This is a genomic window from Parahoeflea olei (genome assembly GCF_001703635.1).
In the GTDB taxonomy this organism is placed as follows: domain Bacteria; phylum Pseudomonadota; class Alphaproteobacteria; order Rhizobiales; family Rhizobiaceae; genus Hoeflea; species Hoeflea olei.
The window spans coordinates 23,848-48,601 of the sequence record NZ_LQZT01000006.1 but is presented as its reverse complement, the minus strand read 5'-3'; the positions used below and the strand labels follow the sequence as shown (position 1 = coordinate 48,601).

Here is a 24,754-nt window from a genome sequence, read left to right as displayed (position 1 = left end):
TAGTCACAGAATTTCAAAGTGTCAATTTCAATTGACGTCATATCAGGTTTACAAACGGATTAAATCGTTCCATTCTTATGTTTGCCATGGCGGGAGTATCTCCGGGACGGAGAGGTGGGTGGTTTGAATCGGGAAAAGCCGCGCCACAGTGGCGCGACCCTCGGGCAAATTCACGGACGGCTCTTGCGTGGAAATCCGCGGATTTGCGCGGTTAGAAAGGCGTCGGGGTCATGAAAACAGATCCGGAAATGCGCGGTACCGCCGGCGGCTCCAGGGCATCTCCTGGGGGTGCCCAGTCCGCCTCGGATGATGCGACACTTCACCACGTCATCGAGCGGGCGATCGTCCACACCTACTTCAAGGCGGCTGCGCCGGAGGCCGAGTCGGAGCCTGCTGCCGGCGACGGCGGCCGCCCGCCGCCGGGTGCGGAGGCGGGCGCGGGCCGTGCCCGGCGCTCAGGCGCGACCGGTGCCGTCGAGGTGCGGCGCCAGGGCCGAAGCCGATCCCGGACCGGACCGCCGGGGTCGCCGGGCGCCTCCACGCTGGAGCGCATGCAGCGCTTCATCTCCGTCCTCGACAAGGTCTATTCCAAGGTCCTGACCGACGGGGATTTCGACTTCGTCGGCTTCATGCGGGCGCGGTCTCTCGGCCCGTCCGAGATGCTCGACCTGCTCGAGGCATGCGCGGCCCGTTTGGGGGAAGAATGGGGCTGCGACAACCTGGGCTTCGTGCGGGTGGTGATCGCCTCGTCACGGCTGCAGCGAATCCTGACGACACTCAGTCAGGAAAACCGGTGCTTCGAGCCCTTCCTGTGCGATCGCTCCATGTTGCTGATCGTGCCGAGGGGGGAGACTCACCTATTCGCCGTCAGCCTGATGGAAGAACGGTTCCGTCTTCGGGGCTGGGAAACACGATTTGTTGTGGCAGATCGTACCCTGGACCTGACAAATCTGCTCAAAACCAGTGATTTTCAGCTGGTTTGCCTTACATGGCTTGACAGTGCACTGAAAAATCAAGTTGAACCCGTGCTGCACGCAATCGCCACGTCCGTAAATCGGGAACGGACCTGTGTGATCGCTGGTGGTCCGGCCGCTGAAGAATTCTCTCAATGGCTGGCGGAACGGGGCGTTGAAAACGTTTGCAGCGATGCCGCTAACGCGCTAGAGACCGCGGAAAGGGTTGGTGCAAATCGCTACTCGGCGCATTCGGCGGTAGGAACAAACGGCTCCCTGTTGGAGCCGTCGCAAAGTGCCTGACAGGAAAATGGAAAAGCAAACGACTAGGGCTGCCCACCGGACGTTTGAAAAGACTCTCCAAGCGTTCGAACACATTCCGCCCGCTGTGGCGCTGACACTGGGGTCCCTGGGAGCGGATATCACGCTGCTGGTCGACTCGTCGGCGTCGATCATCGACGTTGCCTATTTCGATCCGACGACCGAGCGGTTCGGTATCGAGGACTGGCCCGGCCGGCAGTGGACCGAGACAGTCACCGGCGAAAGTGCCGACAAGATCCGCTCGCTGATCGATGAATGCGCCAAGTCGGGTGTCAGCCGCCCGCACCAGGTCAATCACCCCGGGCCGCGCGGCGCCGATCTGCCGGTCGAATACATCCTGCGCCGGATCGAGGGCTTCCCCTATCTGGTCGCCTACGGCACCGACCTGCGCAAATTCGCCGAAGTCCAGCAGCAACTGATCCAGGTCCAGTTCGAACTCGAGCGCGAATACCGCCGGGTGCGCGAATCCGAGGCCCGCTACCGCGTCATCTACCAGAAGATGGACGCGGCGCTGCTGGTGGTCGATGGCGAAACCCGCCGGATCATCGACGGCAATGCCGCCGCTGGCCAGATCATGGGCGTGGCGCTGTCCAAGCTCGTCGGCGACACGCTGGTTTCGCAGGTCGAGCGCGAGAGCCGCGAGCGGCTGATGGAATCGCTCGCCGAATCCCGCTCGCTCGGCCAGACCCGGACGCTGATCGTCTCGGCCACCTCCAACGGCGCCTCGCTGGAACTCAGGATCAGTCCCTACCGCGAGAACGGCAAGATCAACCATCTCGTCTCGATCACCGCCCAGATCGAGGAAGACCACCCCATGCGCGGCCTGACCGCCGACAAATGGGGCTGGACCGAGGCGGTGCCCGAGGCCCAGATCGTGATCGACGCCAAGGGCACGATCTTCTCGGTCAACAGCCGCTTTCTCGACATGATCCACCTGCTCAGCCGCAATCTCGCCGTCGGCCGCAACGTCAACAACTGGCTCGGCGCCTCCAGCGTCGACATGCAGGTGCTGTCGAGCCGGCTGCGCGACGAGGGCGAGGTGCGCCAGTTCCTCACCGTCGTGCGCGACGATCTGGGTTCCTCGCGTCCGGTGCGGCTGTCGGCAACGCGCATCGACACCGGCGGCGATCCGCTCTACTCGGTGATCGTCACGGAGCAGGGGGCGCGGGAGATGCCCGCCTCCGCCCAGGCCAACGGCGTGCACGGTGCCACCTCGGACTTCTCCGAGCTGATCGGGCGCGTGCCGCTCAAGGAACTGATCCGCGAATCGGCCGACGTGATCGAGAAACTGTGCATCGAGGCCGCGCTGACCCAGACCGAGAACAACCGCGCCGCCGCCGCAGACCTGCTCGGCCTGTCGCGGCAAAGCCTCTATCTCAAGCTCAAGCGCTACGGGCTCGAGGACTATAACGGCCGCTCCTGAGGGGCGGCCCCAGACCCGGGTCATGACCCGGCGCCTGCTGCGTATCGTCGCAAGTCTGTAAAACGGCTTTTACACTGTCAATTTGGATTGACTGTCGGGGGCGGCGGTCATAAACTTTTTCCATGACCGTGGCGCAGACAGCTTCTTCCCGTCCCAAGGTGCCCACACCCGGTGCGGTGTTGGCATTGCTCAAGCCCGTGACCTGGTTTCCGCCGATGTGGGCCTTTGCCTGCGGCGCGATCTCGGCAGGGCAGATCACCTCCGACCGCTGGCTTGCCGTCGCCCTCGGCGTGCTGCTTGCCGGCCCGCTGCTGTGCGGCACCAGCCAGGCCGTCAACGACTGGTTCGACCGCCATGTCGATGCCATCAACGAGCCTGACCGGGTGATCCCCTCGGGCCGCATGCCCGGCCGCTGGGGCCTCTGGGTCGCGATTGCCAATTCCGTCCTGTCGATGCTGGTGGCGAGCCTTCTCGGCACCACCGTGTTCATCGCCGCGGCCGTCGGCCTGGCGCTCGCCTGGGCCTATTCCGCGCCGCCGTTCCGGCTCAAGCGCAACGGCTGGTGGGGCAATGCCGCCTGCGGCTTCTCCTATGAGAGCCTGCCCTGGATCACCGCCGCAGCAGCCGCGCTCGGAACCGTGCCCGGAGCCGACATCTTCGCCATCGCCCTGCTTTATGGCGCCGGCGCGATCGGCATCATGACGCTCAACGATTTCAAGTCGATGGAAGGCGACACCCAGATGGGAATCGCCTCGCTGCCGGTGCAGATGGGTGCCCGCAACGCCGCCCTGTTCGCGGGTCTTGCGATGATCGTGCCGCAGCTGGTCGTGATCGGGCTGCTTCTGGCCTGGAGCCATCTGTGGTCGGCCGCGGCGGTCGGCGCGCTGACGCTCGCGCAGGCCGTGGCGCTGCCGCGGCTGGTGGCCGATCCCAAGGGCAAGGCCGTCTGGTACTCGGCGCTCGGCGTCGGGCTTTACGTGAGCGGGATGATGATCACCGCCTTCGCGATCCGTCCATGAGCTGTGCGATGAGAGGGAAAATCGCATGACACACGCGCTATCCGAACCGGACGCTGCCGCCGGGCCCCACTCGGGCCTCGGCTGGGCATCCATTGTCCGTCTGGGCCTGGTGCAGGCCTCGCTCGGCTCGATCGTGGTCTTGACCACCTCCACGCTCAACCGGGTGATGGTGGTCGAGCTGGCGCTCGCCGCCACCATTCCGGGCCTCTTGGTCGGGTTGCACTATGCGGTGCAGATCTCGCGCCCGCTCTGGGGGCACGGCTCCGACCGCGGCGGCAGCCGCACCCGCTGGATCATCGGCGGCGTCGGGCTTCTCGGCCTGTCGGGCACCGCGGCGGCGGCCACCACGCTGCTGTTCGCCGACAATTTCTGGCTCGCCATTGCGCTGGCGGTGCTGAGCTTCACCGGCGTCGGCATCGGCATCGGCGCGGCCGGCACTTCGCTGCTGGCGCTGCTCGCAAGCCGCACCGCGCTGCACCGCAAGCCAGCCGCCGCCACCATCGTCTGGATGATGATGATCGCCGGCATCGTCGTCACCGCCATCGTCTCCGGCGCCCTTCTCGACCCGTTCAGCTTCAGCCGGCTGATTGGGGTGACCGCCGGCGCTGCCGCGATCGCCTTCCTGCTGACCTGCGCGGCGATCTGGAACGTCGAACGCAACACCGAGCCGGTCGAGGGGCCGCCCGCGGCCCAGCGCCTGGATTTCCGCGCGAGTCTCGCCGCCACCTGGGCCGACCGCGACGCGCGGCTGTTCACCGTCTTCGTGTTCGTCTCGATGCTGGCCTATGCCACCCAGGACCTGATCCTCGAACCCTTCGGCGGCCTGCTGTTCGGGCTGACGCCGGGCGAGACCACCCGCATTTCCGGCGTCCAGCACGGCGGCGTGCTCCTCGGCATGGCGTTGGTCGGCGTGCTCGGCTCGCTGTTTGCCAAGAAGAAGCCGTTGATCCTGAAGAGCTTCATCTTCTTCGGCTGCATCGGCTCGGCGATCGCGCTGGGCGGCCTGTCGCTGTCGGCGCTGCTCGCGCCACTGTGGCCGCTGAAAGCCAATATCTTCCTGCTCGGCGTCGGCAACGGCGCCTTCGCGGTGGCCGCCATCGGCGCCATGATGATGCTTGCCTCGGGCGGTGACGGCGCCTCCGAGGGCATCCGCATGGGGGTGTGGGGCGCGGCCCAGGCCGTCTCCTTCGGCTTAGGCGGATTTCTGGGCACGGTCGCGATCGACGTCACCCGCGCGCTCACCGGCGATACGCCCTTGTCGTTTGCGGTGGTGTTCGGCCTCGAGGCCGGCCTGTTCGTGATGGCGGCCGCCATCGCGCTTCTGATCAAGACGCCTGCGCGTGTGCAGGCCCCGGGCGAGATCGCGCCCGCCTATGCTGTTGCAGCGGAATAAGGGAGTGAGCATCATGCAGACTGAGCCCTATGATGTCATCGTGATCGGCGGCGGACCTGCGGGCGCGCGTGCCGCCGAGCGGCTTGCGGCGGCAGGCCGCCGCACCTTGCTGGTCGACAAGGAAGGTCGCACCAAGCCCTGCGGCGGGGCGATCCCGTCCAACGCCATGGCCCAGTTCGCCATCGCGCCCGAGCAGATCAAGGCCCGGGTCCGCGGCGCGCGCATGACCGGCCCGAGCGGCCAGCAGGTGGAAATGCAGATCGGCGAGATCGGCCATGTCGGCATGGTCGATCGCGACCAGTTCGATCCCTATCTCAGGGCCCGCGCCCGCGAGGCCGGCGCCGATTACCGTGCGGCCAGTTTTTCCGGGCTCAAGCACCGCGCGGACGGCCTGGTCGATGTCGAGCTCGCCAAGAGCAGGGACCGGGACGCCGAAACCCTGACCGCGCGCATCGTGCTCGGCGCCGACGGTGCCAATTCGGCCGTGCGCCGCGCGATCTTCGGCCCCAAGACGCGGCCGCCTTATGTTTTCGCGTATCACGAGATCGTTCGCTCGCCTGCGCCCGAAGCCGGTAGCAGCTTCGATCCGGCTCGCTGCGAGGTGATCTATGACGGCGAGATCTCGCCGGACTTCTACGGCTGGGTGTTCCCGCACGGCCCCTATACCAGCGTCGGCTGCGGCTCGGCGGTCAAGGGCTTCGACCTCAAGGCCGCGACCCGCGAATTGCGCGAGCGCTTCGGTCTCGCCGAAGCCGAGACCATCCGCGAGGAGGGCGCGCCGCTGCCACTCAAGCCGATGAAGCGCTGGGACGACGGTCGCAATGTGCTCCTGCTCGGCGATGCCGCGGGCGTGGTGGCCCCGTCCTCGGGCGAGGGCATCTGGTACGCGATGCACACCGGCGATCTCGGCGCGGAAGCGGCGATGAAGGTTCTCGAAACCGGGCAGGCCAAGCACCTCGCCGACGCCCGCAAGCGCTTCCAGAAGGCCCATGGCCGCGTGTTCTGGATCCTCGGCATGATGCAGTGGTTCTGGTACCGCAACGACAAGCGGCGCGAGAAGTTCGTGACCATGTGCAAGGACGCCGACGTGCAGCGACTGACCTGGGAAAGCTATCTCAACAAGAAGCTGGTCAAGCGCGATCCGATGGCGCATGTGCGCGTGTTCTTGAAGGACATGCGCCAGCTGCTGCGCCCGGCCGCCCATTGATGTGGCCCGACTGGTTGCTCGCCTTCGTCGTTGACGGCCGCATCGCGCTGTTGTCGCTGGCGGTGATCGCGCTCGAGGCCGTGCTGATCGGCCTGTTCCTGCGCCGCCGCGTCGCGCTCGGACGCCTGCTCCTGACCATGGCGTCGGGAGCAGCACTCTTGTGCGCGCTCTATGCCTCGCTGTCGGGCGCCTCCGCCGGCATGGTTGCAGTCTGGCTGGTCGTGGCGCTCTTCGCCCATGCCGCCGACATGCTCACGCGGATATTTGGTCGCAGCTGAGCGGAATTTTCCACACCCGAAATGCACCTTTTCCGGCAGTTGCGGCACAATGCCCGCCTGCAGAGCGGGGTCTGCGGCCGTTGCAACCCGGGAGAGTTGATTTATGTCAAAATTTTTGGACGCTTTCTGTGTCAAGTTGCGCTGACACACAGTGAGGGAAGATCAGCATGCGCATCGTTCTTGTTCACCCCAATTATCACTCCGGCGGCGCCGAAATTGCCGGCAACTGGCCCCCCGCCTGGGTCGCCTATCTGGCCGGCCACCTCAAGAATGCCGGTTTTACCGATATTCATTTCATTGATGCGATGACCAACGACATCCCGGACGAGGAACTGGCCAAGCAACTGGCCGACCTCAAGCCCGATGTCGTCGGCACGACCGCGATCACGCCCTCGATCTACAAGGCCGAGAACGTGCTCAAGATCGCCAAGGACGTGGTGCCCGATGCCGTGCGCGTGCTCGGCGGCATCCACGCCACCTTCATGTACAAGCAGGTTCTCTCCGAAGCGCCCTGGGTCGACGTGATCGTGCGCGGCGAGGGCGAGGAAATCTTCCGCGAGCTGGTGCGCACCGTGGCCGAAGGCAACTGGCCCGAAAAGCGCGCCTCGATCAAGGGACTGGCCTACATCGCCGACGACGGCAAGATCGTCGCCACCCCCGCGGCCCCCACGGTCAAGGATCTCGATGCGATCGATCCCGACTGGACGCTGCTCGAATGGAACAAATACATCTATGTTCCGCTCGGCGTGCGCGTGGCCATCCCCAACATGGCGCGCGGCTGCCCGTTCACCTGCTCGTTCTGCAGCCAGTGGAAATTCTGGCGCGACTACCGCGTGCGCGATCCCAAGAAGGTGGTCGACGAGATCGAAAACCTCGTCAACAACCACCAGGTCGGCTTCTTCATCCTCGCCGACGAGGAGCCCACCATCAACCGCAAGAAGTTCATCCAGTTCTGCGAAGAGCTGATCGCGCGCGGTCTGCCGGACAAGGTCAAGTGGGGCATCAACACCCGCGTGACCGACATCATGCGCGACAAGGAACTGTTGAGCTTCTACCGCAAGGCGGGCCTGGTCCACATCTCGCTCGGCACCGAGGCCGCGGCCCAGCTGAAGCTTGACCGCTTCAACAAGGAAACCAAGGTCAACGAGAACAAGGAGGCGATCCGCCTCCTGCGCGAGGCCGACATCTTCGTCGAGGCCCAGTTCATCGTCGGCCTCGACAACGAGACCGCCGAGACGCTTGAGGAAACCTACCGGATGGCCTGGGACTGGCAGCCGGATCTGGCCAACTGGGCCATGTACACGCCCTGGCCGTTCACCCCGCTGTTCCAGGAACTGGGCGAAAAGGTCGAGATCTTCGACTTCGAGAAATACAACTTCGTCACCCCGATCATGAAGCCCGAAGCCATGGAACGCGACGAGCTGCTCGACCGGGTGATGAACAACTACCGCCGCTTCTACATGCAGAAGGCGCTGTTCCATTATCCGTGGCGCGGCACCGGCTTCCGGCGGCGCTATCTGCTCGGCTGCCTCAAGGCCTTCCTCAAGGCCGGCTTCCAACGCAAGTTCTACGATCTGGGCAAGGCCAACTACTGGGGGCCGCAGTCCAAGGGCAAGGTCAACTTCAACTTCGACCGCACCCGCAAGATCGCGCCGGCGCAGATGGAGGACTGGACCGCCATCCACGACCGCAAGGTCGCGCTGGCCGAGGCCCGCGCCAAGCTCAAGGACGACGACACCGGCAAGGTCATGGCCTGCGGCGGCGGCACCGAGCAGATGGACGAGAAGACCGAGGCCGCTGAATGAGCGCAGGCGGCGGCATCGGCCAATCGCTGTTGAATGCGGCGCGTTCCGCCGCCCCGGATCGAGTTTCCCATCGCCACAGCGACGGCACGCCCGATCTGGGGGCGGCGGATACGGTCGGCCCCAACGCGATCATCCAGACCCGCGCGGCGCTGATCGAGACCGAAGGCGTGGTGCGCACCCGCCGGCTGTTCGTCGAGGCCGGCATCGCCGACTGGTATGACGAGCCCCCGCACAGCATGGTTCCCGCCGAGGCGGTGCATCGCCTGAATTCGCGGCTGCTTGCGAGCCTCGACGGCAGCACCTTCGACGCGGTGATGCGCGATGCCGGGCACCGTACCGGCCACTACATCCTCGACAACCGCATCCCGGGCCCGGCCAAGGCGGTGCTCAAGCTTCTGCCGGCGCCGCTCGCCGCGCGCATGCTGCTCAAGGCGATCCGCTCCAATTCGTGGACCTTCGCCGGCCAGGCCGAAGTCGCCGTCACGCCCGGCCATCCCGCCCTGATCGAGATCGTCGGCAATCCCCTGCCGATGCCCGGCTGCCCCTGGCACAGCGCCGTGTTCGAAACCCTGTTCTCGACGCTGCTGTGCCGGCCGGTCCATGTCACGCACCGGATCTTGGGCGTGCGCGAGCGGCTCGACCGGTTCGAACTGCGCTGGCGCGACTAGGGCTTCGTGCCGGCCTTGCGCCGCCTGGTTTCGCCGGTCCGGCATGGAGCGATTCGTCGCACCCGGGCGCCCGCCCGGGCCGCGCTGCCGCGGGCGCGGCAAATATTCCTGTTTCCCTGATCCCGATTTTGTCTAAATACAGGTGCCGTTCATATTCGGCGCGCTATCTTGTGCCACAGTGACACGCGGCGCACAGATCGCCCAACCGTGGCCGGGCTCCGAACTCGGCGGCGAAACCGGCGGAGCTATGACGGCAGCCGCGACAAGAGAAAGGCCTGACAGTGAAACTCTGGAAGCAAGCGATGGTTTCCGTGATCCTCGCCGGAGGCGCGTTCGTGGCCTGGCAGGTCGCCTATCCCGGCGCGCAGCAGATTCTCGCGCGCAACGGGCTTGATAGCCTTGCGCTGTTCGCGCCCGCCGATGGCGCCACGCCTGCAGCGGGAGCGGCGAAGCAGGCGGGCGGGCAGGGCGGCGCGCGCGGCGCGCAGGGTGCGCTTGTCGTGGTGGCCCCCGTTGCCGAAGGCGTGGTCAATGACAAGCTCACCGCCATCGGCAGCGGTCAGGCCGTGCGTTCGGTATCGGTGCGGCCGCTGGTCTCGGGCCAGATCGTCGATATTCCGGTGCGGCCGGGCGGCAAGGTCGAGCGCGGCGACGTGCTGATAAGGCTCGATGCGGCCGAGGAGGAACTCGCCGTCGAGCGCGCCCGGCTCAACCTCACCGATGCCCAGGCCAAGGCCGAGCGGCTGCAGAGCCTGGTGGCGAGCCGGGCGGTCTCCAATGTCGAGGCCGACCAGGCCCAGAACGCTTTCGACAGCGCCAAGGTCGCGCTGCGCGAGGCCGAGCTCGCGCTCTCGCGCCGCACCGTGAGTGCGCCGATTTCCGGCTCGCTCGGCATCCTCGCCGTCGATATCGGCGACTATGTCACCAACCAGACCGAAATCGCCAGCATCGATGACCGCAGCGAGATCCTGGTCGAATTCTTCGTGCCCGAGCGCTTCACCGCCGGCATGCAAATGGGCAAGACGATCTCCGCAACCGCCATCTCCCGTCCCGGCGAGACCTTCGAGGGCTCGATTTCCGCCGTCGACAACCGGGTCGACGAGGCGAGCCGCATGCTCCGCGTCCGCGCGCAGATCCCCAATCCCGAGGATGTGCTGCGCGCGGGCATGTCGTTCGAAGTCACCGTCGCCTTCAAGGGCGAAAGCTGGCCGGCCATCGACCCGCTGGCGATCCAGTGGGATTCCACCGGCGCCTATGTCTGGCGCGTGGTCGACGGCAAGGCCGAACGCATCGATGTCGCCATCATCCAGCGCAATTCCGAGGCCGTGTTGGTCAAGGCGGGGCTTGAGGCGGGCGATCTCGTCGTCACCGAAGGCGTGCAGAGCGTGCGCCCCGGCGCCGCCGTGACCATCCTCGGCGGCGACGAGCCCGCGGCCCGGGCCGGCGGCGAACCCACCGCGCAGACCACGTTGCCGCAGAAGCCCGCGCAGGGGAGCGGCGCATGAGCATGGACGACCGCGACCCGCGCCCGCCGGCTCCTGAACCCGACCGGCCCGAGGCGTTCGACTCGATGGAAACCGGTGGCGGCACCGCGCTGATGGTGCGCCGGCCGGTGCTGGCGGTGGTGATCAGCCTGCTGATCGTCGTGGCCGGCCTTGCCGGGCTCTACGGCGCCGAGATCCGCGAACTTCCCGATGTCGACCGGCCGGTGATCACGGTGACGACCAGCTTCTCGGGCGCGGCGCCCGAAACCGTCGACCGCGAACTCACAGCCGTCGTCGAGGGCGCGGTCGCGCGCGTGGCCGGGGTCGCCTCGATGTCGTCCACCTCGACCGTCGGTCGCAGCCGGGTGACGGTCGAGTTCAACGACAATGTCGATCTGAACGTCGCCGCCTCCGATGTGCGCGACGCGCTCGGCCGCGTCACCAACAACATGCCCGACGGCGCCGACGAGCCGCGCATCGTCAAGGCCGACGCCAATTCCGATCCGGTGATGCGGCTTGCGGTCACCTCCGACCGCTACAATGTGCAGGACCTCACGGTTCTGGTCGAGGATCTGGTGGTCGACCGGTTGGCCGCCGTCAACGGCGTGGCCGATGTCGCAGTCTATGGCGACCGCGAAAAGATCTTCCGCGTCGATGTCGACCAGTCGCGGCTCGCGGCCTTCGGGCTCACGCTCGCCGACCTGCGCTCGGCGCTTGCCAATGTCGCGCTCGACGTGCCCGCGGGCTCGCTCACCGCGCCCACCTCCGACATCGTGGTGCGCGCGACCGCCGACGTGACCACGCCCGAGGGCTTCGAGAACCTCTACATCAACGACCGCGTCCGCTTCCGCGATGTCGCGAGCGTCACCCTTGGTGCCGATATCGGGGAATCCGTGCTGCGCTCCAACGGCCGCACCGGCATCGGCATCGGCATCGTGCGCCAGTCGGCTTCGAACACGCTGGAAATCTCCGAAGGCGTGCGCGCGGCCACCGCCGCCATCCAGGAGTCGGTGCTGCCCGAGGGCGTCACCATCCGCGTGACCAGCGACGACGCCACCTTCATCGCCGGCGCCATCGAGGAAGTGCGCTCGACGCTGATCATCGCGGTGCTGATCGTGATCGCCATCATCTATGTCTTCCTGCGCGACTGGCGGGCGACGCTGATCCCCGCGGTCACGCTGCCGGTCTCGCTGATCGGCGCCTTTGCGGCGATCTGGCTTGCGGGCTTCTCGGTCAACATCCTCACGCTCTTGGCACTCGTGCTCGCCACCGGCATGGTGGTCGACGACGCCATCGTGGTGCTCGAAAACATCGTCCGTCGCCGCAACGAGGGCATGGGCGTGCGCGCCGCCGCCGTGCTCGGCACCCGGGAGGTGTTCTTCGCCGTCATCACCACCACCGCCACGCTCGCAGCCGTGTTCATCCCGATCTCGTTCCTGCCCGGCCAGGCCGGCGGGTTGTTCACCGAATTCGGCTTCGTGCTCGCGTTCACGGTGATGATCTCGAGCGTGGTCGCGCTCACGCTCTGCCCGATGCTCGCCTCGCGGCTGATCAAGCGCCGCGACATGTCGAACGCGAACGCGCATCCCGGCGCCGTCGTCCGGCTCGGCCTGTCGATGTCGCGGATCTATTCGAAGATCCTCCACCGCGCGCTCGACGCGCCGCTGGTGGTGGTGGTGATCGCGCTGATGACGGCGGGGGCGGCGCTGGCGCTGCTGCCGTCCATTCCCCAGGAACTGACCCCGCCCGAGGACCGGGCGGTGGCGCTGATGCGGGTGTCCGCACCGCAGGGCGTGAGCCTCGATTACACCCGCGCCCGCATGATCGACATCGAGCGCCTGATCGCGCCACTGCGCGAGAGCGGCGAGGTCGATAACGTCTTTTCCATCGCCGGCTCCGGCGGGTCGGCCAATGGCGGCTTCATGGTGCTGAGCCTTGCGCCCTGGGACGAGCGGGAGCGCTCGCAGAGCGACATCGTGGCCGATCTCAACCGCGCCGTGGCGCAGGTGCCGGGCGTGCGCGCCTTTGCGATCCAGCCCAACAGCCTCGGCATCCGCGGCGCCGGCAACGGCCTGCAGTTCGCCTTTGTCGGCAACAGCTACAGCGAACTTGCCGACGTCGCGGTCGAAATGGTCGCAAAGCTCGAACAGGACCCGCGCTACCGGCAGATCCGGCTGTCCTACGAGACCACCCAGCCGCAGATCTCGGTGGAGATCGACCGTGCCCGCGCCTCCGATCTCGGCGTCAATATCGATGGTCTCGCCGAGGCGCTGCAGGCGCTGCTCGACGGCCGCGAGGTGGCGCAGGTGTTCATCGAGGACCGCTCCTATCCGGTCAAGCTGATGTCGACCACCAACCCGATCAACGACCCGACCGATCTCGAATCGATCTACCTCAAGACCAGCGACGGGCGCATCGTGCCGATGTCGACCATCGCCCGGCTCACCGAAAAGGCGATCGCCCCGGACCTGAGGCGCGAAGGCCAGATGCGCTCGGTCTCGATCACCGCCGGCCTTGCTCCGGATTTCGCGCTGGGCGCCGCCTGGTCCAATGCCGTGGACCTCGCCGAGCCGCTGATGCCGGGCGGCGTGCGCATCATTCCGCTGTCGGAGGCGGCGACGCTCGACCAGTCCTCGCACGACATGTTGATCACCTTCGGCATCGCCATCATCGTCGTGCTCTTGGTGCTCGCGGCCCAGTTCGAAAGCTTCGTGAGCGCCTTCATCATCATTTCCACCGTGCCGCTCGGCATCGCCTGCGCGATCTTCGCCATGGCGTTCACCGGCGGTTCGCTCAATGTCTACAGCCAGATCGGGCTGGTGCTCTTGGTGGGGGTGATGGCCAAGAACGGCATCCTGATCGTCGAATTCGCCAACCAGCTGCGCAACCAGGGGCTCGATATCCGCCGCGCCATCGAGGAGGCCTCCAATCTGCGGCTCCGGCCGGTGATGATGACCATGGTCTCGACGGTGCTCGGCTCGGTACCGCTGCTGATGGCCTTCGGCGCGGGCGCGGAAGCCCGCGTCTCGCTCGGCTGGGTGATCGTCGGCGGGCTTGGTCTTGCCATGATCGCCACCCTGTTCCTGACGCCGGTGGCCTATTTGCTGCTCGCGCGCTTCGCCACGCCCTCGGCGGAGGAAGAACACCGCCTTGACGCCGAACTGCGCGAGGCGCACCGGCTCGGCATGGCCTCGCGCGAGGACCGGCAGGAACTCTCGCCGGGCGAATAGGCAACCGGGCGGTCGCGCGTGGTTGGCCGTGCCGCCTCGGGGGAAGCGTCGGCGCCGGTCTTGTCCCGGGACGTGAGCTGCGTCAGTGCGCCTTGTCGCCGCCGAACAGCCGCAGGGCGAAGCCTGCCGCCGGCATGATCACCAGACCCACTGCGAGCCCGAAGACGCCATAGGCCAGCGCTTCCGTCGCCCAGCCGAGAAAGCCCGGCGCGAACGGCGCTGCCTCGCGGACGGTGTGCGACCAGCCCTCGACCAGATGGCCGAGCGTGTTCCAATTAAAGCTTTCGAGCCCGTGGACGATGATAGAGCCACCGACCCAGAGCATGGCGGCGGTGCCGATGCTGGCGATGGTTTCCATGAAGGCGGGCATGCCGCGCACGATCGCCCGGCCGAGCCGGCGGGTGAGCGCGAAATGGCCGTCCTGCGCCATCTTCAGCCCCGCGTCGTCGGCCTTGACCAGGATCGCCACGCTGCCGTAGACGGCCGCGGTGATGCCCACGGCCACAAGCGCCAGCACCAGGCCCTCGGTCCAGGGCGTCGATGCCTCGATCGAGGAGAGGGCGATGGTCATGATTTCGGCCGACAGGATGAAGTCGGTCTTGATCGCGCCGGCCACGCGCTGTTGTTCGAGATGGGCATGGTCGACCGGGTTTGCGGCATCCGTTGGGACCGGCACCGGGTGAAACAGGTGCCAGATCTTTTCCGCGCCTTCGTAGCAGAGATAGCCGCCGCCGATCATCAGCAGCGGCGACAGCATCCATGGCGCAAAGGCGTTGAGCAACAGCGCGATCGGCAGCAGGATGACGAGCTTGTTGAACAGCGATCCGCGCGCGATCTTCCAGACGATCGGCAGCTCCCGGGTCGCCGGCAGGCCGTGCACATATTTGGGCGTCACCGCGGTGTCGTCGATCAGCACGCCCGCGGTCTTGACCCCGACCTTGGCGGCCTGGGCGGAAATGTCGTCGAGCTGCGCCGCGGCGAGCTTGGTCAGTGCGGCGACATCGTCGAGGAGGGCAAGCAGTCCGCTCATGATCGGGTCATCTTATCCAGTGTGGGCTTCGGACGGCGCCGGATGGCGCGCGGGCGGTGAGGGGCGGCCGGCGGCAGGCCACGCCTGTCAACTTGCGAAATCCGAAACGGTTCCGCAAGCGCTGCGTTGGTGCCCTGTCCTGTCCGCGCCGGCGCCGGGTCGCTCAACTCTCGTTCAGCTGATCCATCGCCCAGCCCACGGAAAAGCCGTGCAGGATGGTCGACATCAGGATCACCAGCGCGATCAGCGACCAGAGCTGCTCCTCGTTGACGAATTCGATGTGGCTGCCGGCATAGCACAGATAATAGATCGAGCCGATGCCGCGCACGCCATAGACCGAGATCACCGCCCGCTCGCGCCGGTCGAGATCCGTGCCGATCAGCGAGACCCAGCCCGACAGCGGCCGGATCACCAGGATCAACAGCAGTGCCACCGCGAAATGCGTCCAGGTCAGGTCCGTGAACAGGACCGGCAGGACGCTGCCGAGCGCGATCAGCAAAAGCGCGGTCAGCGCGTGTTCGATCGATTCGGAAAAATCATGCAGCTGTCTGTGGAAGCGGTGATGCTCCTCGACGCGCCGCAAGGTCAGCCCCAGCACGGCGACCGCGATGAAGCCGTAGCCCTCGATCAGTTCGGTGGTGCCGTAGCACAACAAAACGCCCGCAAGCGCGATCACGCCCGAGCCGGTTTCGGCGAGCACCGCCCCGCGCGGCACCCTGAACAGGATGTAGCCCAGCGCCTTGCCGCCGATCCAGCCCATCGCCACGCCGAGCGTGATGCGGTAGACGATGTCGCGCAGCACCCAGTCGAACGCCCAGGCGCCGGGATTGAGCGATTCCGCGGCCACGATCAGCCCGAGATAGACGAAGGGGAAGGCGAACCCGTCATTGAGGCCGGCTTCGGTGGTCAGCGTGAAGCGCACCGGCGATTCCGCGCCCTCGTGCGGCGGTCCCACCTGCACATCGGAGGCGAGCACCGGATCGGTCGGGGCCAGAACGGCGCCGAGCAGGATCGCGCCGGCCACCGTCATTCCCACCAGGCCGATGCCGAGCAGGGCGACGGCGAGAATGGTGAGCGGCATGGCCAGGACCAGCATGCGCGCGGTCGGCCCCCAGCGGTTCCAGGTCTGAAGGCTGTCGATGCGCATGCCCGCGCCGAACAGCGCCACGATCACCGTAAGCTCGCTCACCAGTTCCCAGGGCAGGGGTGTCTCGCGCGGGTCGGGCATCAGCGGCAGGCCTGGAACGAGCAGCGTCGCGCCCGCGCCGAACAGGATCATCAGCGGCGCCGCCGCGGGCTCGCGGCGCGAGACCAGACGCGGCAGCCACCGCGCCAGGATCACCACCGCCCCGATCATCGCCAGCGCGACGTGGTAGGGATTGAGACCGAAAAAGGGTTCATTCTGCATGGTCGGGTTCCCTGCCGGTGGCGGGCGGATGATCGGCCGGGATCGCCCCGGGCCGCAGGGGCTGGACGTCTGCGGCCGCGCGGGGCGCGGGCCGTGACGCGCTCATTGGCGGAGGCCCTGACCCACAAAAGCCGCCGCCCGCGATGGCGCGGACGGCGGCAGCTTTGCTGACACGGGCCCTCAAGGCAGGAAGATCGCCTTGGCGTTGACGAATTCCTTCATGCCGAAGCCGCCATGCTCGCGGCCGTAGCCTGAATCCTTGACGCCGCCGAAGGGCATGTTCGGATCGGCCGCGCCGAAGGAGTTGATGCGCACCATGCCGGTGTCGAAATGGTCGCGCGCAAGCTCGATCGCGCGTGCCTCGTCCTTGGAGAAGATGCCGCCGCCCAAGCCGTAGCGGCTTTCATTGGCAAGCCGCATCGCGTCCTCGTCGTCGCGGGCGCGGATGATCGAGGCCACGGGGCCGAAGATCTCGTCGTCATAGGCCGGCATGCCGGGGGCGAGATTGGCGAGCACGGTGGCCGGATAGAAGGCGCCCTTGCGGTCCGGCGCCTTGCCGCCGCACAGCACCCGCGCGCCTTTGGCGACGCTGTCGTCGACCTGCTCGCTGACCCGGTCGAGCTGCTCCTGGCTCGACAGCGGGCCGAGCTGGGTGCTGTCGTCGGTCGGGTCGCCCATGGCAACCTGCTTCATCTCGGCCACATAGGCCTCGACGAAGGCGTCATAGACCTTGTCGGTGACGATGAAACGCTTGGCCGACACGCAGGTCTCGCCATTGTTGTAGAGACGCCCCATCACCGAATACTTCACCGCCGTGGCGATGTCGGCGTCGTCGAGCACCAGATAGGCATCGTTGGAGCCGAGTTCGAGCACCGTCTTCTTGAGCGCCTTGGCGGCTTCCGCGCCGATATGCCGGCCGGCGCCGTCGCTGCCGGTCATCGTCACGGCGCGCACCTTGGGATGGGCAATCAGCTTGTCGCTGGTCTCGTGGTCGATCAGCACGACCTGGAACAGGCCTTCGGGCAGGCCCGCCTCGATGCACAACTCGCGCAGGCGCAGGCCAGAGCCGGTGCAGATGCTCGCATGCTTGAGCACGCAGCCGTTGCCGGCCATCAGGTTGGCGGCGAGCACGCGCACCGGCTGATAGAGCGGAAAGTTCCAGGGCTGGATCGAATAGATCACGCCGATCGGCCGGAAGCTCACGAGGCCGCGCTTGTTCCCGCCGCCATGGGTGCGCTCCTCGTCAGCCAAAATCTCGGGGCCCTTCTTCGCGGTATAGTCGAGAATGGCGGCGCAGATCTCGACTTCGGTGCGGCCGTCCCTGAGCAGCTTGCCGGTTTCCTGCGTCATCAGCGCGGCGAGTTCGTCGGCATTCTCGCGCAGTTTGTCGGCGATCCGGGTGAGATAAGGCGCGCGCTGCTTGTGCGTCAGCTTGCGCCAGTCGAGAAATGCAGCATGGCAGGCCTCGACGCACGCGACGGCCTCCTGCTCGCGCATCAGCTGATAGGTTTCAAGCGGTTCCTCTGTGGCGGGATTGACGGTGGTGATCGTGGACATGAAAGCTCCTTGTGGACTGTGTCATGCCAACGAACGGCTTTTCCTTTGGTTCCCGGCAGGGCGGGCTGCCACCCTGCAAAAGCGCCCTTTGCGGGCGTTTCCGGCGCGCGAGAGGCCGCGCGCGCCGGCAATCGGCTTAATCTGCAGCGTCGTTCGTCCCGTCGTCGGTTCCGCCGTCACCCGGCGTGGCGACCCGGATTTCGCCCGCATGGGCGCGCGCGAAGTCGGTCTTCAGGAAGGCTTCCAGCAGCCGGGCGGGCAGGGTCACGGTGGCGCGGTCGGCATCGGGCAGCCGGTCGTAGCGTCCCGATGTCGAGCGCCGTCCGTCGATCATGCCGCCGGCCACGGTGTTGAGCGTGTCGGGATCGATCAGCACGAAGGCGCCGGTGTCGCGGTTGGTTTCGTAGCTGTCGAAGATCGCGGTCTCCTCGAAATCGAGTTCCACCGTGCCGATGCCGTTCATCGGCAGGAAGCCCGCGTTTTCCCAGGTGCCGGTGGCAAGGTCGAGCGCGGAGGTCGGGCGCACCTGCACGCGCTGTCGCCGCGATCCGGCCTTGAGCCAGTAGCGCTTGCCCGGCGCCACGCCCTCGGCCGATAGCGCCACCAGCCGCGCGGCAAAGGCCCGGCCGGTCATCGGCCGTTGGTCGATCGCCGCGATCATGTCGCCGCGCGCCACGTCCACCGGCCGGTCGAGCACCAGCGTGATGGCGTCGCCATGCACGGCGGCATTGCGCACGAGATCATAGGTCACGATCGCCTTGACATTGGCTTCCACGCCCGAGGGCAGCACCACCACGCTGTCGCCCGGCTTGACCGAGCCGCCGGCCACCGTGCCCTGGTAGCCGCGAAAACCCTCTCCGGGGCGCGACACGCGCTGCACCGGCAGGCGGAAGCCGGTGGTCTGGCCGGTGCGCTGGGAGGCTTTTTCCAGAACCTCCACCAGCGTCGGCCCGGTGTACCAGGGCATGGCGGCGTCGCCGCGCCGGACGATGTTCTCGCCCTTGAGCGCCGAGACCGGAATCGCCGTGACCTGGCGCACGCCGAGCGACAGCGCGATTTCCTTGAAGTCACGCGAAATCGCGCGGAACCCGGCCTCGTCATAGCCGGCGAGGTCGATCTTGTTGACCGCGAGCACGAACTGGCGGATGCCCATCATCGCCGCGATCGTCGCATGCCGGCGGGTCTGTTCGAGCACGCCGGCGCGCGCATCGACCAGCAGCACGGCCAGATCCGCGGTGGAGGCGCCGGTCGCCATGTTGCGGGTATATTGCACGTGGCCCGGCGTGTCGGCGACGATGAAGGAGCGTCGGTCGGTGGAGAAATAGCGGTAGGCGACATCGATGGTGATGCCTTGTTCGCGCTCGGCCTGCAGCCCGTCGAGCAGCAGCGCGAAATCGGGAAGGCCGAGTTCGTTCTGCCGGCCGGTCGACTCGCGCTCGAGCGTGGCTGCCTGGTCTTCCTTCACCGCCTTGGTGTCCCATAGTAACCGGCCGATCAGGGTCGATTTGCCGTCGTCCACCGAACCGCAGGTGATGAACCGCAGCGGCCGTGCCTGGCGGCCGGCCTTGTCGGTGTCGAGATGCGCGGCGGCACCGGAATCCGCTTCTGCAGGGACCGGCGAAACTGTTTGAAAATTCATCAGAAATACCCTTCGCGCTTTTTCTTTTCCATGGAGCCGGATTGGTCGCGGTCAATGGCGCGTCCCTGGCGTTCCGAAACGGTGGCGATTTCGAGTTCGGCGATCACCTCGTCGAGCGTGGTGGCGTGCGAGCGCACGGCGCCCGTGAGCGGGAAGCAGCCCAGGGTGCGGAACCGGACCATCTCCTCGCGCACGATCTCGTCGGGCAAGAGTTCGAGCCGCTTGTCCTCGGCCAGGATCAGCATGCCGTCCCGCTCGACGACCTTGCGGCGCTGCGCGAAATAGAGCGGCACCAGCTCGATCTTCTCCGCCTGGATGTAGCGCCAGATGTCGATCTCGGTCCAGTTCGACAGCGGGAAGGCGCGCACGCTCTCGCCGGGATGGATCATGCCGTTGTAGATCGACCAGAGTTCGGGGCGCTGGTTGCGCGGGTCCCAGGCGTGGTCGGGCGTGCGGAAGGAATAGATCCGCTCCTTGGCACGGCTCGCTTCCTCGTCGCGCCGGGCGCCGCCGAAGGCCGCGTCGTAGCGGCCCATGTCGAGCGCCTGCTTCAAGGCTTGCGTCTTCATGATGTCTGTGTAGCGCGCCGAGCCGTGGCTGAAGGGGGTAACGTTCTCGCGAAGCCCGTCGGGATTGGTGTGGGTGATCAGGTCGAGCCCGTGCCGCGCCGCCACCGCGTCGCGAAAGGCGATCATTTCGGGAAATTTCCAGCCGGTGTCGATATGCACCAGCGGGAACGGCAGCTTGCCCGGATGGAATGCCTTCAGCGCCAGGTGCAGCAGCACCGAGGAATCCTTGCCGATCGAATAGAGCATCACCGGCCGCTCGAATTCGGCGGCCACCTCGCGGAAGATGTGGATCGCCTCGTTTTCGAGTGCCTTGAGATGCGGATCGAGCGGCGGCTTGCCGCGCCCGTGTTCGATTACATTCATGGTCATGTCCTTGTCAAAATCAGGAAGCCGCGCTCGGGGAGGCGGGTTTGGCCACGAGCTGCGGGCGCGGCTGCGCGCGCGAGCCCGAAACCGAGGCGGAAAGATGCAGGCCGCATTCGCGGCGCTCGTCCTGCTCCCACCACCAGCGACCGGCGCGTTCTGGCTCGCCCGGCTTGATGGCGCGGGTGCAGGGCTCGCAGCCGATCGAGGGAAAACCCCGCGCATGCAGCGGATTGAGCGGCACGTCGTCTGCCGCAGCGCGTGCCTTGAGCGCTTCGAGCGACTGGTCGGCGAGCGGATTGATCTTGATGAGCCCGCGGTCGGCGTCCCATTCGGCCAGCGGCGCATTGGCGCGGTTGCCCGACTGGCCGCGCCTGAGCCCCGTTACCCAGACTTCGGCGCCGGCGAGCGCCCGGCCGAGTGGCTCGAGCTTGCGCGCATGGCAACAGGCGTGGCGCGCTTCGACGCTGTCATAGAACCCGTTCATGCCGTAGCGGGCGATGAAGCCGTCGACTTCTTCCTTCCACGGCCTGAAGATCGCGATCGACAGCCCGTAGCGTGCCTCGGTCTCGGAAATCAGCGCCGTGGTCTCGGCAAACAGCCGGCCGGTGTCGAGCGTGACGATGCGGATCTTCGCGCCGGTGGTGGCAACCAGCGCGGTCAGCACCTGGTCCTCGAGCCCGAGCGAGGTGGTGAACACCGCCCGGCCGGCTTCGGCCGCCCGGAGGATCCGGTCGGGCAGCGACAGCTCCGCAAGCTCCTCGCACAGCCGGGCCGCGCGTTCGGGACCGGTCTTGGGCTGGCTCTGGCGCGCGCGAGGCGCGCTTGCGTGGGGTAGGGTCATGGCATCGGTTCCTTTTGAAGCCGCGATTGTCTGCGCGAAACCGGCGCGGAACGAGGCAACACAGTGCTTTTGTGCGCGCCGATGGGGTCTGTTGTTGCGCAAGAGCCGGGGACAACGGGAAAATCTGTCCCAATACTGCCATTGTTGCGCTGCACTTGAGATTGACCGCACGCGCCAATCATGCGACCCCAAGGCCAACAGACACACGAAACGGACCCTTGCCGATGGGTTTATCAGCCCCTGCCGATCCTGATCACCGCCCCCTCCCGGATCTGATCGACACTTTCGAGCGCGCGGCGATCGCGGCGGGGCAGGCGATCATGGCCGCCCGCGCAGCCGGTGCCTCCGTTTCCTTCAAGTCGGACATGACCCCCGTGACCCAGGCCGACAAGGCTGCGGAAGCGATCATCCTTGCCCGCCTCACCGAACAGTTCCCCGGGGTGCCGGTGGTGGCCGAGGAGATGGCAGAGGACGGCAAGTGCCCGACCTGCACCGAGGCCTCCTATTTCCTGGTCGACGCGCTCGACGGCACCGGCGATTTCATTGCCGGGCGCAACGAGTTCACCGTCAACGTGGCGCTGATCCGCGACCTCAAGCCGGTCGCGGGTGTGGTCTATGCCCCCGCGCTCGGACGCATCTGGAGCGGCGCCGGCCTCAAGGCGCATTCGGGCGCCGTCGACGAACTGGGCGAGATCCGCGACCGGCGCGAAATCCGCACCCGTGCGCTGCCGAAGACGCCGGTGGCGCTGGTCAGCCTCAGCCACCGCGAACCCGAAACCGAGGCCTGGCTCGACCTGCTGCCGCCGCACAAGACCACCCATATCGGCTCTTCGCTGAAATTCTGCCTGGTGGCCGAGGGCAAGGCCGATGTCTATCCGCGCCTGGTCTGCCTGCACCAATGGGACATCGCCGCCGGCGACGCGGTGTTGCGCGCTGCGGGCGGCGTGACCCTCGACCTCGACGGCGTGCCGCTCGAATATGGCGTCGACAACGCCGATTTCGGCTGCGGGCGCTTCGTCTGCTGGGGCCGCCATCCGGATCTTCCGAAAGCGCGCCGGCGCGGCTGAGCGGGCCTGGCCGGCGCGACTTCGCGGTGGCTTCCCTCGCGGGGCCTGCCTCAGTTCACGTTGTCGTAAATCCCCTTGAAGATGATCTTCCACAGCGTGACCAGCAGCGTGTTCCGGCCGAAATGCTGCACATTGACATCGACCTGATGGCCGCTGGCCTCGGTCCAGTCGAGCGTCAGGGTGGCGGGCGGGGCTGCGCCGGTGACCGCCGTGTCGCTGACGAACACCTGGCCGATCTGTAGCACCCATTCCCCCGAGGCGTTCTGCAGGAACGGGTTGATCATGCTCTTGAGCCGGATCAGCGCCGCGTTGCCGCCGGCATTGCCGTTGAACATCCGCGCCAGCAACTGGACATTGTTGGAGACGTCCGCCGGCAGGGAATATTCGAGATTGACGGCGTAATTGTAGCGGCCCTTGGTGGGGGCGCCGAGCGGCAGTCCCACGGCCCAGAGCATCACCGTGCAATAGCCGCAATGCGGCAGGTCGGTGACATAGTTGGCGCCGGTGATCTGGTTGCCGTTGTTGGCGACGACGGTGCCGCCGGCATTGACGGACCAGATCGGCGGCGGGGGCGCCGCGGCGGTGCTGCCCGCCAGCGCCACCATCTCGGAATGGCGCTGCATCGTGGTGGCATAGCGCTGGGGCCCGTTCGGGGGCCAGTTGACGGTGGTGATGGCCCGCTGGGCGCCGCCGGCATCGTATTGCACGAAGGCTTGCTGCGTCCGGATCGCGGTCTGGATGGTGACGATCGAGGCGCTGGCGATGGTGACGAGCGGTGCGAGATCCTGGGCTGTCAGTTGGGCTTTCCATCGGATGCGAGGCATGGGGGAGGTCCCTTTCGGTGATTGACCGGTCGGTGCGGGATCGGCCGGGCAGGCGCGGATGCCGCCGGGGGAGGCATCCGCGACCGACCGGGGCGCGCGGCCCCGGTCTCCTGCGGCCGGACCCGGCCGTTACTTCGGATTGATGAGATTGATGTTGGTGCCCATGATCAGGGCCGTTTCGGCGGTCGATTCACCGGTGAAGGTCTTCGACGCGGCGTCCGCCTTCCAGCCCGACGAGGACGAGCCGCCGCCGCCGGAGAAGTTGAACGGACCGATCCGCAAGCCGCCCGAGACGCTCCATTTTTCGGAGAACGACTTGAACGAGGACTGGCTGACCGTGATCGAGAACGAGGGCTTGTAGCACACCAGCATCCCCACCTTCTGGACCGACATGATGCCGTCCGCGCCCCACACCGCGTTGCTGGAGCTGTCGCCATAGGGCGAGTAGCCGCGGATGAAGGGGCCGTCCTTGATGCCGGTCACGAAGGCGCCGTTGTACCAGCGCGAGGCGTTGATGGAGATCTGGTCCCAGGCCTTGAAGCTGACCGTCACCTTCAGTTCCGAGTCGGAGGAAAACTCGTCGATCCGCTCCCAGGAACCGCCGACATTGACGCTCCAGAAGGCGTAGCCGATCGAGGCGCTGCCGCCGGCCCAGGTCTTCTTGTAGTCGTATTCGGCCTGCGAGTTGGCGAAGCTGATCGAGCCCGAGCTGCCGCCGGTGCCGGCCTTGACCTTGTTGAGCCAGGTGGTGGCGTCCATCGAGATCGAATAGCCCGGCACCGCCGGAAACGCCGACAACGAGGGATCCTGCAGCTTGGTGTAGTAGTCCTTGTTGTTGAGGCGGTCCTGCGCATCCTTGAGGCCCGGCGTGGTCACCTCGGAGAGCAGCTGGTTGTAGACATCCTGTTGCGCCTGCACGTTCTTGTAGGCGGAATCAAGCTGCGAGGCCCAGGAGCGGCCGCCGAAGGTGCCGAGCCATTCCGTATAGGGCGGTGTGTTGGTGCCGCCGGTCTCGGTCTGGTAGGCCGCCACCGACTGCTTGTAGATCGTGTCGTAATTGTTGGCGGCGAGCTGGAGCATGTTGCGCGCCTGCTCGATGTCGGCCTTGAGCTTGGGGTCGCTGGTGGCGGCGCTGACGACATTGAGCATCTGCCCGTAGCTGTCGTTGAAGGCGGTGCCGGCCGAGGTGTACTGCCCGGTTGCGCTGAACTGCGGCACCGTCGAGCAGAAATCCCACTGCGCGGCGCTGGTGTAGCCGGTGGGCACGACCGGCCAATCCCAGGTTGTGAAGGGGTAGATGAGCTGGAAATTGCTGGGCGAGATGTTGAGCCCGTCGATCATGGCGCCATAGAGATGGTTCCAGGACTTGTCGTTGACATCGGCGGTGTTCGCCGTGACCAGCGGATGCTCGCTCGAAAGCGCGAGCGGATGGATCTGCTCGTGGGCGTCCAGTTTGCCTTTGGGCTTCGGGGAATCTGAAATCAGTACCTTGCGCATGATGTATCCTCACCAGTTGAACGTTAAAGTCACCGTCAAAAGCAACCCAAGGTGGCAATTGTGGCCATGCTTCGCCCCCGGCCTGCGCGCTGCGCCGTCCCCAGGTTCGGGACTGGAAGGCGTGACGACACAGCCGTTCCCTTGCCCCGGGCCTGTGTGAACGGGCCGTGGACGC

The 24,754-nt window shown here is 66.6% G+C and carries 19 protein-coding genes; 11 read left to right on the top strand and 8 right to left on the bottom strand.

Annotated features, from left to right (window positions below; genetic code table 11):
* Positions 1–230 precede the first annotated feature (230 nt).
* From AWJ14_RS06145 to AWJ14_RS06100, 10 genes are all read left to right on the top strand, one after another.
* Positions 231–1,256 carry a hypothetical protein gene (locus AWJ14_RS06145; RefSeq protein ID WP_139112551.1) on the top strand — a complete coding sequence of 342 codons (1,026 nt, stop codon included), beginning with the start codon at positions 231–233 and terminating at the stop codon, positions 1,254–1,256.
* A gap of 85 nt (positions 1,257–1,341) precedes the next feature.
* Positions 1,342–2,697 (top strand): transcriptional regulator PpsR, encoded by a 1,356-nt coding sequence (gene ppsR / locus AWJ14_RS06140; RefSeq protein ID WP_066176422.1) that lies wholly within the window; start codon positions 1,342–1,344, stop codon positions 2,695–2,697.
* A gap of 122 nt (positions 2,698–2,819) precedes the next feature.
* The gene (chlG, locus tag AWJ14_RS06135; RefSeq protein ID WP_066176419.1) at positions 2,820–3,716 is read left to right on the top strand and encodes a chlorophyll synthase ChlG; all 897 of its coding nucleotides are present in this window, start codon (positions 2,820–2,822) and stop codon (positions 3,714–3,716) included.
* Positions 3,717–3,741: 25 nt separating this feature from the next.
* Positions 3,742–5,109, top strand: coding sequence for a BCD family MFS transporter (locus AWJ14_RS06130; RefSeq protein ID WP_066176416.1), 1,368 nt, complete (start codon positions 3,742–3,744; stop codon positions 5,107–5,109).
* A gap of 13 nt (positions 5,110–5,122) precedes the next feature.
* Positions 5,123–6,316, top strand: coding sequence for a geranylgeranyl diphosphate reductase (locus tag AWJ14_RS06125; RefSeq protein WP_066176564.1), 1,194 nt, complete (start codon positions 5,123–5,125; stop codon positions 6,314–6,316).
* A complete protein-coding gene (locus AWJ14_RS06120; protein WP_066176412.1) occupies positions 6,316–6,594 on the top strand; it encodes a hypothetical protein in 279 nt (92 codons plus the stop codon). Before AWJ14_RS06125 ends, AWJ14_RS06120 begins: the two co-directional genes overlap by 1 nt.
* A 167-nt stretch (positions 6,595–6,761) precedes the next feature.
* Positions 6,762–8,399, top strand: coding sequence for a magnesium-protoporphyrin IX monomethyl ester anaerobic oxidative cyclase (gene bchE / locus AWJ14_RS06115; RefSeq protein ID WP_066176409.1), 1,638 nt, complete (start codon positions 6,762–6,764; stop codon positions 8,397–8,399).
* Positions 8,396–9,067 (top strand): bacteriochlorophyll 4-vinyl reductase, encoded by a 672-nt coding sequence (gene bchJ / locus AWJ14_RS06110; protein ID WP_066176406.1) that lies wholly within the window; start codon positions 8,396–8,398, stop codon positions 9,065–9,067. The genes bchE and bchJ overlap by 4 nt, the downstream gene beginning before the upstream one ends.
* 302 nt (positions 9,068–9,369) lie before the next feature.
* Positions 9,370–10,572 (top strand): efflux RND transporter periplasmic adaptor subunit, encoded by a 1,203-nt coding sequence (locus AWJ14_RS06105; protein ID WP_066176403.1) that lies wholly within the window; start codon positions 9,370–9,372, stop codon positions 10,570–10,572.
* A 65-nt stretch (positions 10,573–10,637) separates the two neighbouring features.
* Complete coding sequence (locus tag AWJ14_RS06100; protein WP_066176562.1) at positions 10,638–13,781, top strand: efflux RND transporter permease subunit; 3,144 nt, start codon at positions 10,638–10,640, stop codon at positions 13,779–13,781.
* Positions 13,782–13,863: 82 nt separating this feature from the next.
* On the opposite strand, the gene AWJ14_RS06095 is transcribed toward AWJ14_RS06100, so the two are convergent.
* The 6 genes from AWJ14_RS06095 to AWJ14_RS06070 all read right to left on the bottom strand — a co-directional run bounded on the left by AWJ14_RS06095 (position 13,864) and on the right by AWJ14_RS06070 (position 21,191).
* The gene (locus AWJ14_RS06095; RefSeq protein WP_066176401.1) at positions 13,864–14,811 is read right to left on the bottom strand and encodes a DUF808 domain-containing protein; all 948 of its coding nucleotides are present in this window, start codon (positions 14,809–14,811) and stop codon (positions 13,864–13,866) included.
* Positions 14,812–14,974: 163 nt separating this feature from the next.
* On the bottom strand, positions 14,975–16,219 hold the full coding sequence (locus tag AWJ14_RS06090; protein WP_066176398.1) for a cation:proton antiporter: 1,245 nt from the start codon (positions 16,217–16,219) through the stop codon (positions 14,975–14,977).
* Positions 16,220–16,399: 180 nt separating this feature from the next.
* A complete protein-coding gene (locus AWJ14_RS06085; RefSeq protein WP_066176395.1) occupies positions 16,400–17,776 on the bottom strand; it encodes an NAD-dependent succinate-semialdehyde dehydrogenase in 1,377 nt (458 codons plus the stop codon).
* A gap of 136 nt (positions 17,777–17,912) precedes the next feature.
* Positions 17,913–19,415 carry a sulfate adenylyltransferase subunit CysN gene (gene cysN / locus AWJ14_RS06080; protein WP_066176393.1) on the bottom strand — a complete coding sequence of 501 codons (1,503 nt, stop codon included), beginning with the start codon at positions 19,413–19,415 and terminating at the stop codon, positions 17,913–17,915.
* Positions 19,415–20,353, bottom strand: coding sequence for a sulfate adenylyltransferase subunit CysD (cysD, locus tag AWJ14_RS06075; RefSeq protein WP_066176391.1), 939 nt, complete (start codon positions 20,351–20,353; stop codon positions 19,415–19,417). Before cysD ends, cysN begins: the two co-directional genes overlap by 1 nt.
* 13 nt (positions 20,354–20,366) lie before the next feature.
* A complete protein-coding gene (locus AWJ14_RS06070) occupies positions 20,367–21,191 on the bottom strand; it encodes a phosphoadenylyl-sulfate reductase (protein ID WP_066176388.1) in 825 nt (274 codons plus the stop codon).
* A 272-nt stretch (positions 21,192–21,463) separates the two neighbouring features.
* On the opposite strand from AWJ14_RS06070, the gene cysQ reads away from it, so the two are divergent.
* Positions 21,464–22,258 (top strand): 3'(2'),5'-bisphosphate nucleotidase CysQ, encoded by a 795-nt coding sequence (gene cysQ, locus AWJ14_RS06065; RefSeq protein ID WP_066176559.1) that lies wholly within the window; start codon positions 21,464–21,466, stop codon positions 22,256–22,258.
* Positions 22,259–22,308: 50 nt separating this feature from the next.
* On the opposite strand, the gene AWJ14_RS06060 is transcribed toward cysQ, so the two are convergent.
* The gene (locus tag AWJ14_RS06060) at positions 22,309–23,082 is read right to left on the bottom strand and encodes a hypothetical protein (RefSeq protein WP_066176385.1); all 774 of its coding nucleotides are present in this window, start codon (positions 23,080–23,082) and stop codon (positions 22,309–22,311) included.
* Positions 23,083–23,211: 129 nt separating this feature from the next.
* Positions 23,212–24,579: a hypothetical protein gene (locus AWJ14_RS06055; RefSeq protein WP_066176382.1), complete on the bottom strand. Its 1,368-nt coding sequence runs from the start codon at positions 24,577–24,579 to the stop codon at positions 23,212–23,214.
* Positions 24,580–24,754 lie beyond the last annotated feature (175 nt).

What these genes read in the sequence shown, in the direction of transcription:
- AWJ14_RS06145 (WP_139112551.1), top strand. Translation starts at nt 231, where the DNA reads ATGAAAACAGATCCGGAAATGCGCGGTACCGCCGGCGGCTCCAGGGCA.
- chlG (WP_066176419.1), top strand. Translation starts at nt 2,820, where the DNA reads ATGACCGTGGCGCAGACAGCTTCTTCCCGTCCCAAGGTGCCCACACCC.
- AWJ14_RS06130 (WP_066176416.1), top strand. Translation starts at nt 3,742, where the DNA reads ATGACACACGCGCTATCCGAACCGGACGCTGCCGCCGGGCCCCACTCG.
- AWJ14_RS06125 (WP_066176564.1), top strand. Translation starts at nt 5,123, where the DNA reads ATGCAGACTGAGCCCTATGATGTCATCGTGATCGGCGGCGGACCTGCG.
- AWJ14_RS06120 (WP_066176412.1), top strand. Translation starts at nt 6,316, where the DNA reads ATGTGGCCCGACTGGTTGCTCGCCTTCGTCGTTGACGGCCGCATCGCG.
- bchE (WP_066176409.1), top strand. Translation starts at nt 6,762, where the DNA reads ATGCGCATCGTTCTTGTTCACCCCAATTATCACTCCGGCGGCGCCGAA.
- bchJ (WP_066176406.1), top strand. Translation starts at nt 8,396, where the DNA reads ATGAGCGCAGGCGGCGGCATCGGCCAATCGCTGTTGAATGCGGCGCGT.
- AWJ14_RS06105 (WP_066176403.1), top strand. Translation starts at nt 9,370, where the DNA reads ATGGTTTCCGTGATCCTCGCCGGAGGCGCGTTCGTGGCCTGGCAGGTC.
- AWJ14_RS06100 (WP_066176562.1), top strand. Translation starts at nt 10,638, where the DNA reads ATGGAAACCGGTGGCGGCACCGCGCTGATGGTGCGCCGGCCGGTGCTG.
- AWJ14_RS06095 (WP_066176401.1), bottom strand. Translation starts at nt 14,811, where the DNA reads ATGAGCGGACTGCTTGCCCTCCTCGACGATGTCGCCGCACTGACCAAG.
- AWJ14_RS06090 (WP_066176398.1), bottom strand. Translation starts at nt 16,219, where the DNA reads ATGCAGAATGAACCCTTTTTCGGTCTCAATCCCTACCACGTCGCGCTG.
- AWJ14_RS06085 (WP_066176395.1), bottom strand. Translation starts at nt 17,776, where the DNA reads ATGTCCACGATCACCACCGTCAATCCCGCCACAGAGGAACCGCTTGAA.
- cysN (WP_066176393.1), bottom strand. Translation starts at nt 19,415, where the DNA reads ATGAATTTTCAAACAGTTTCGCCGGTCCCTGCAGAAGCGGATTCCGGT.
- cysD (WP_066176391.1), bottom strand. Translation starts at nt 20,353, where the DNA reads ATGACCATGAATGTAATCGAACACGGGCGCGGCAAGCCGCCGCTCGAT.
- AWJ14_RS06070 (WP_066176388.1), bottom strand. Translation starts at nt 21,191, where the DNA reads ATGACCCTACCCCACGCAAGCGCGCCTCGCGCGCGCCAGAGCCAGCCC.
- AWJ14_RS06060 (WP_066176385.1), bottom strand. Translation starts at nt 23,082, where the DNA reads ATGCCTCGCATCCGATGGAAAGCCCAACTGACAGCCCAGGATCTCGCA.
- AWJ14_RS06055 (WP_066176382.1), bottom strand. Translation starts at nt 24,579, where the DNA reads ATGCGCAAGGTACTGATTTCAGATTCCCCGAAGCCCAAAGGCAAACTG.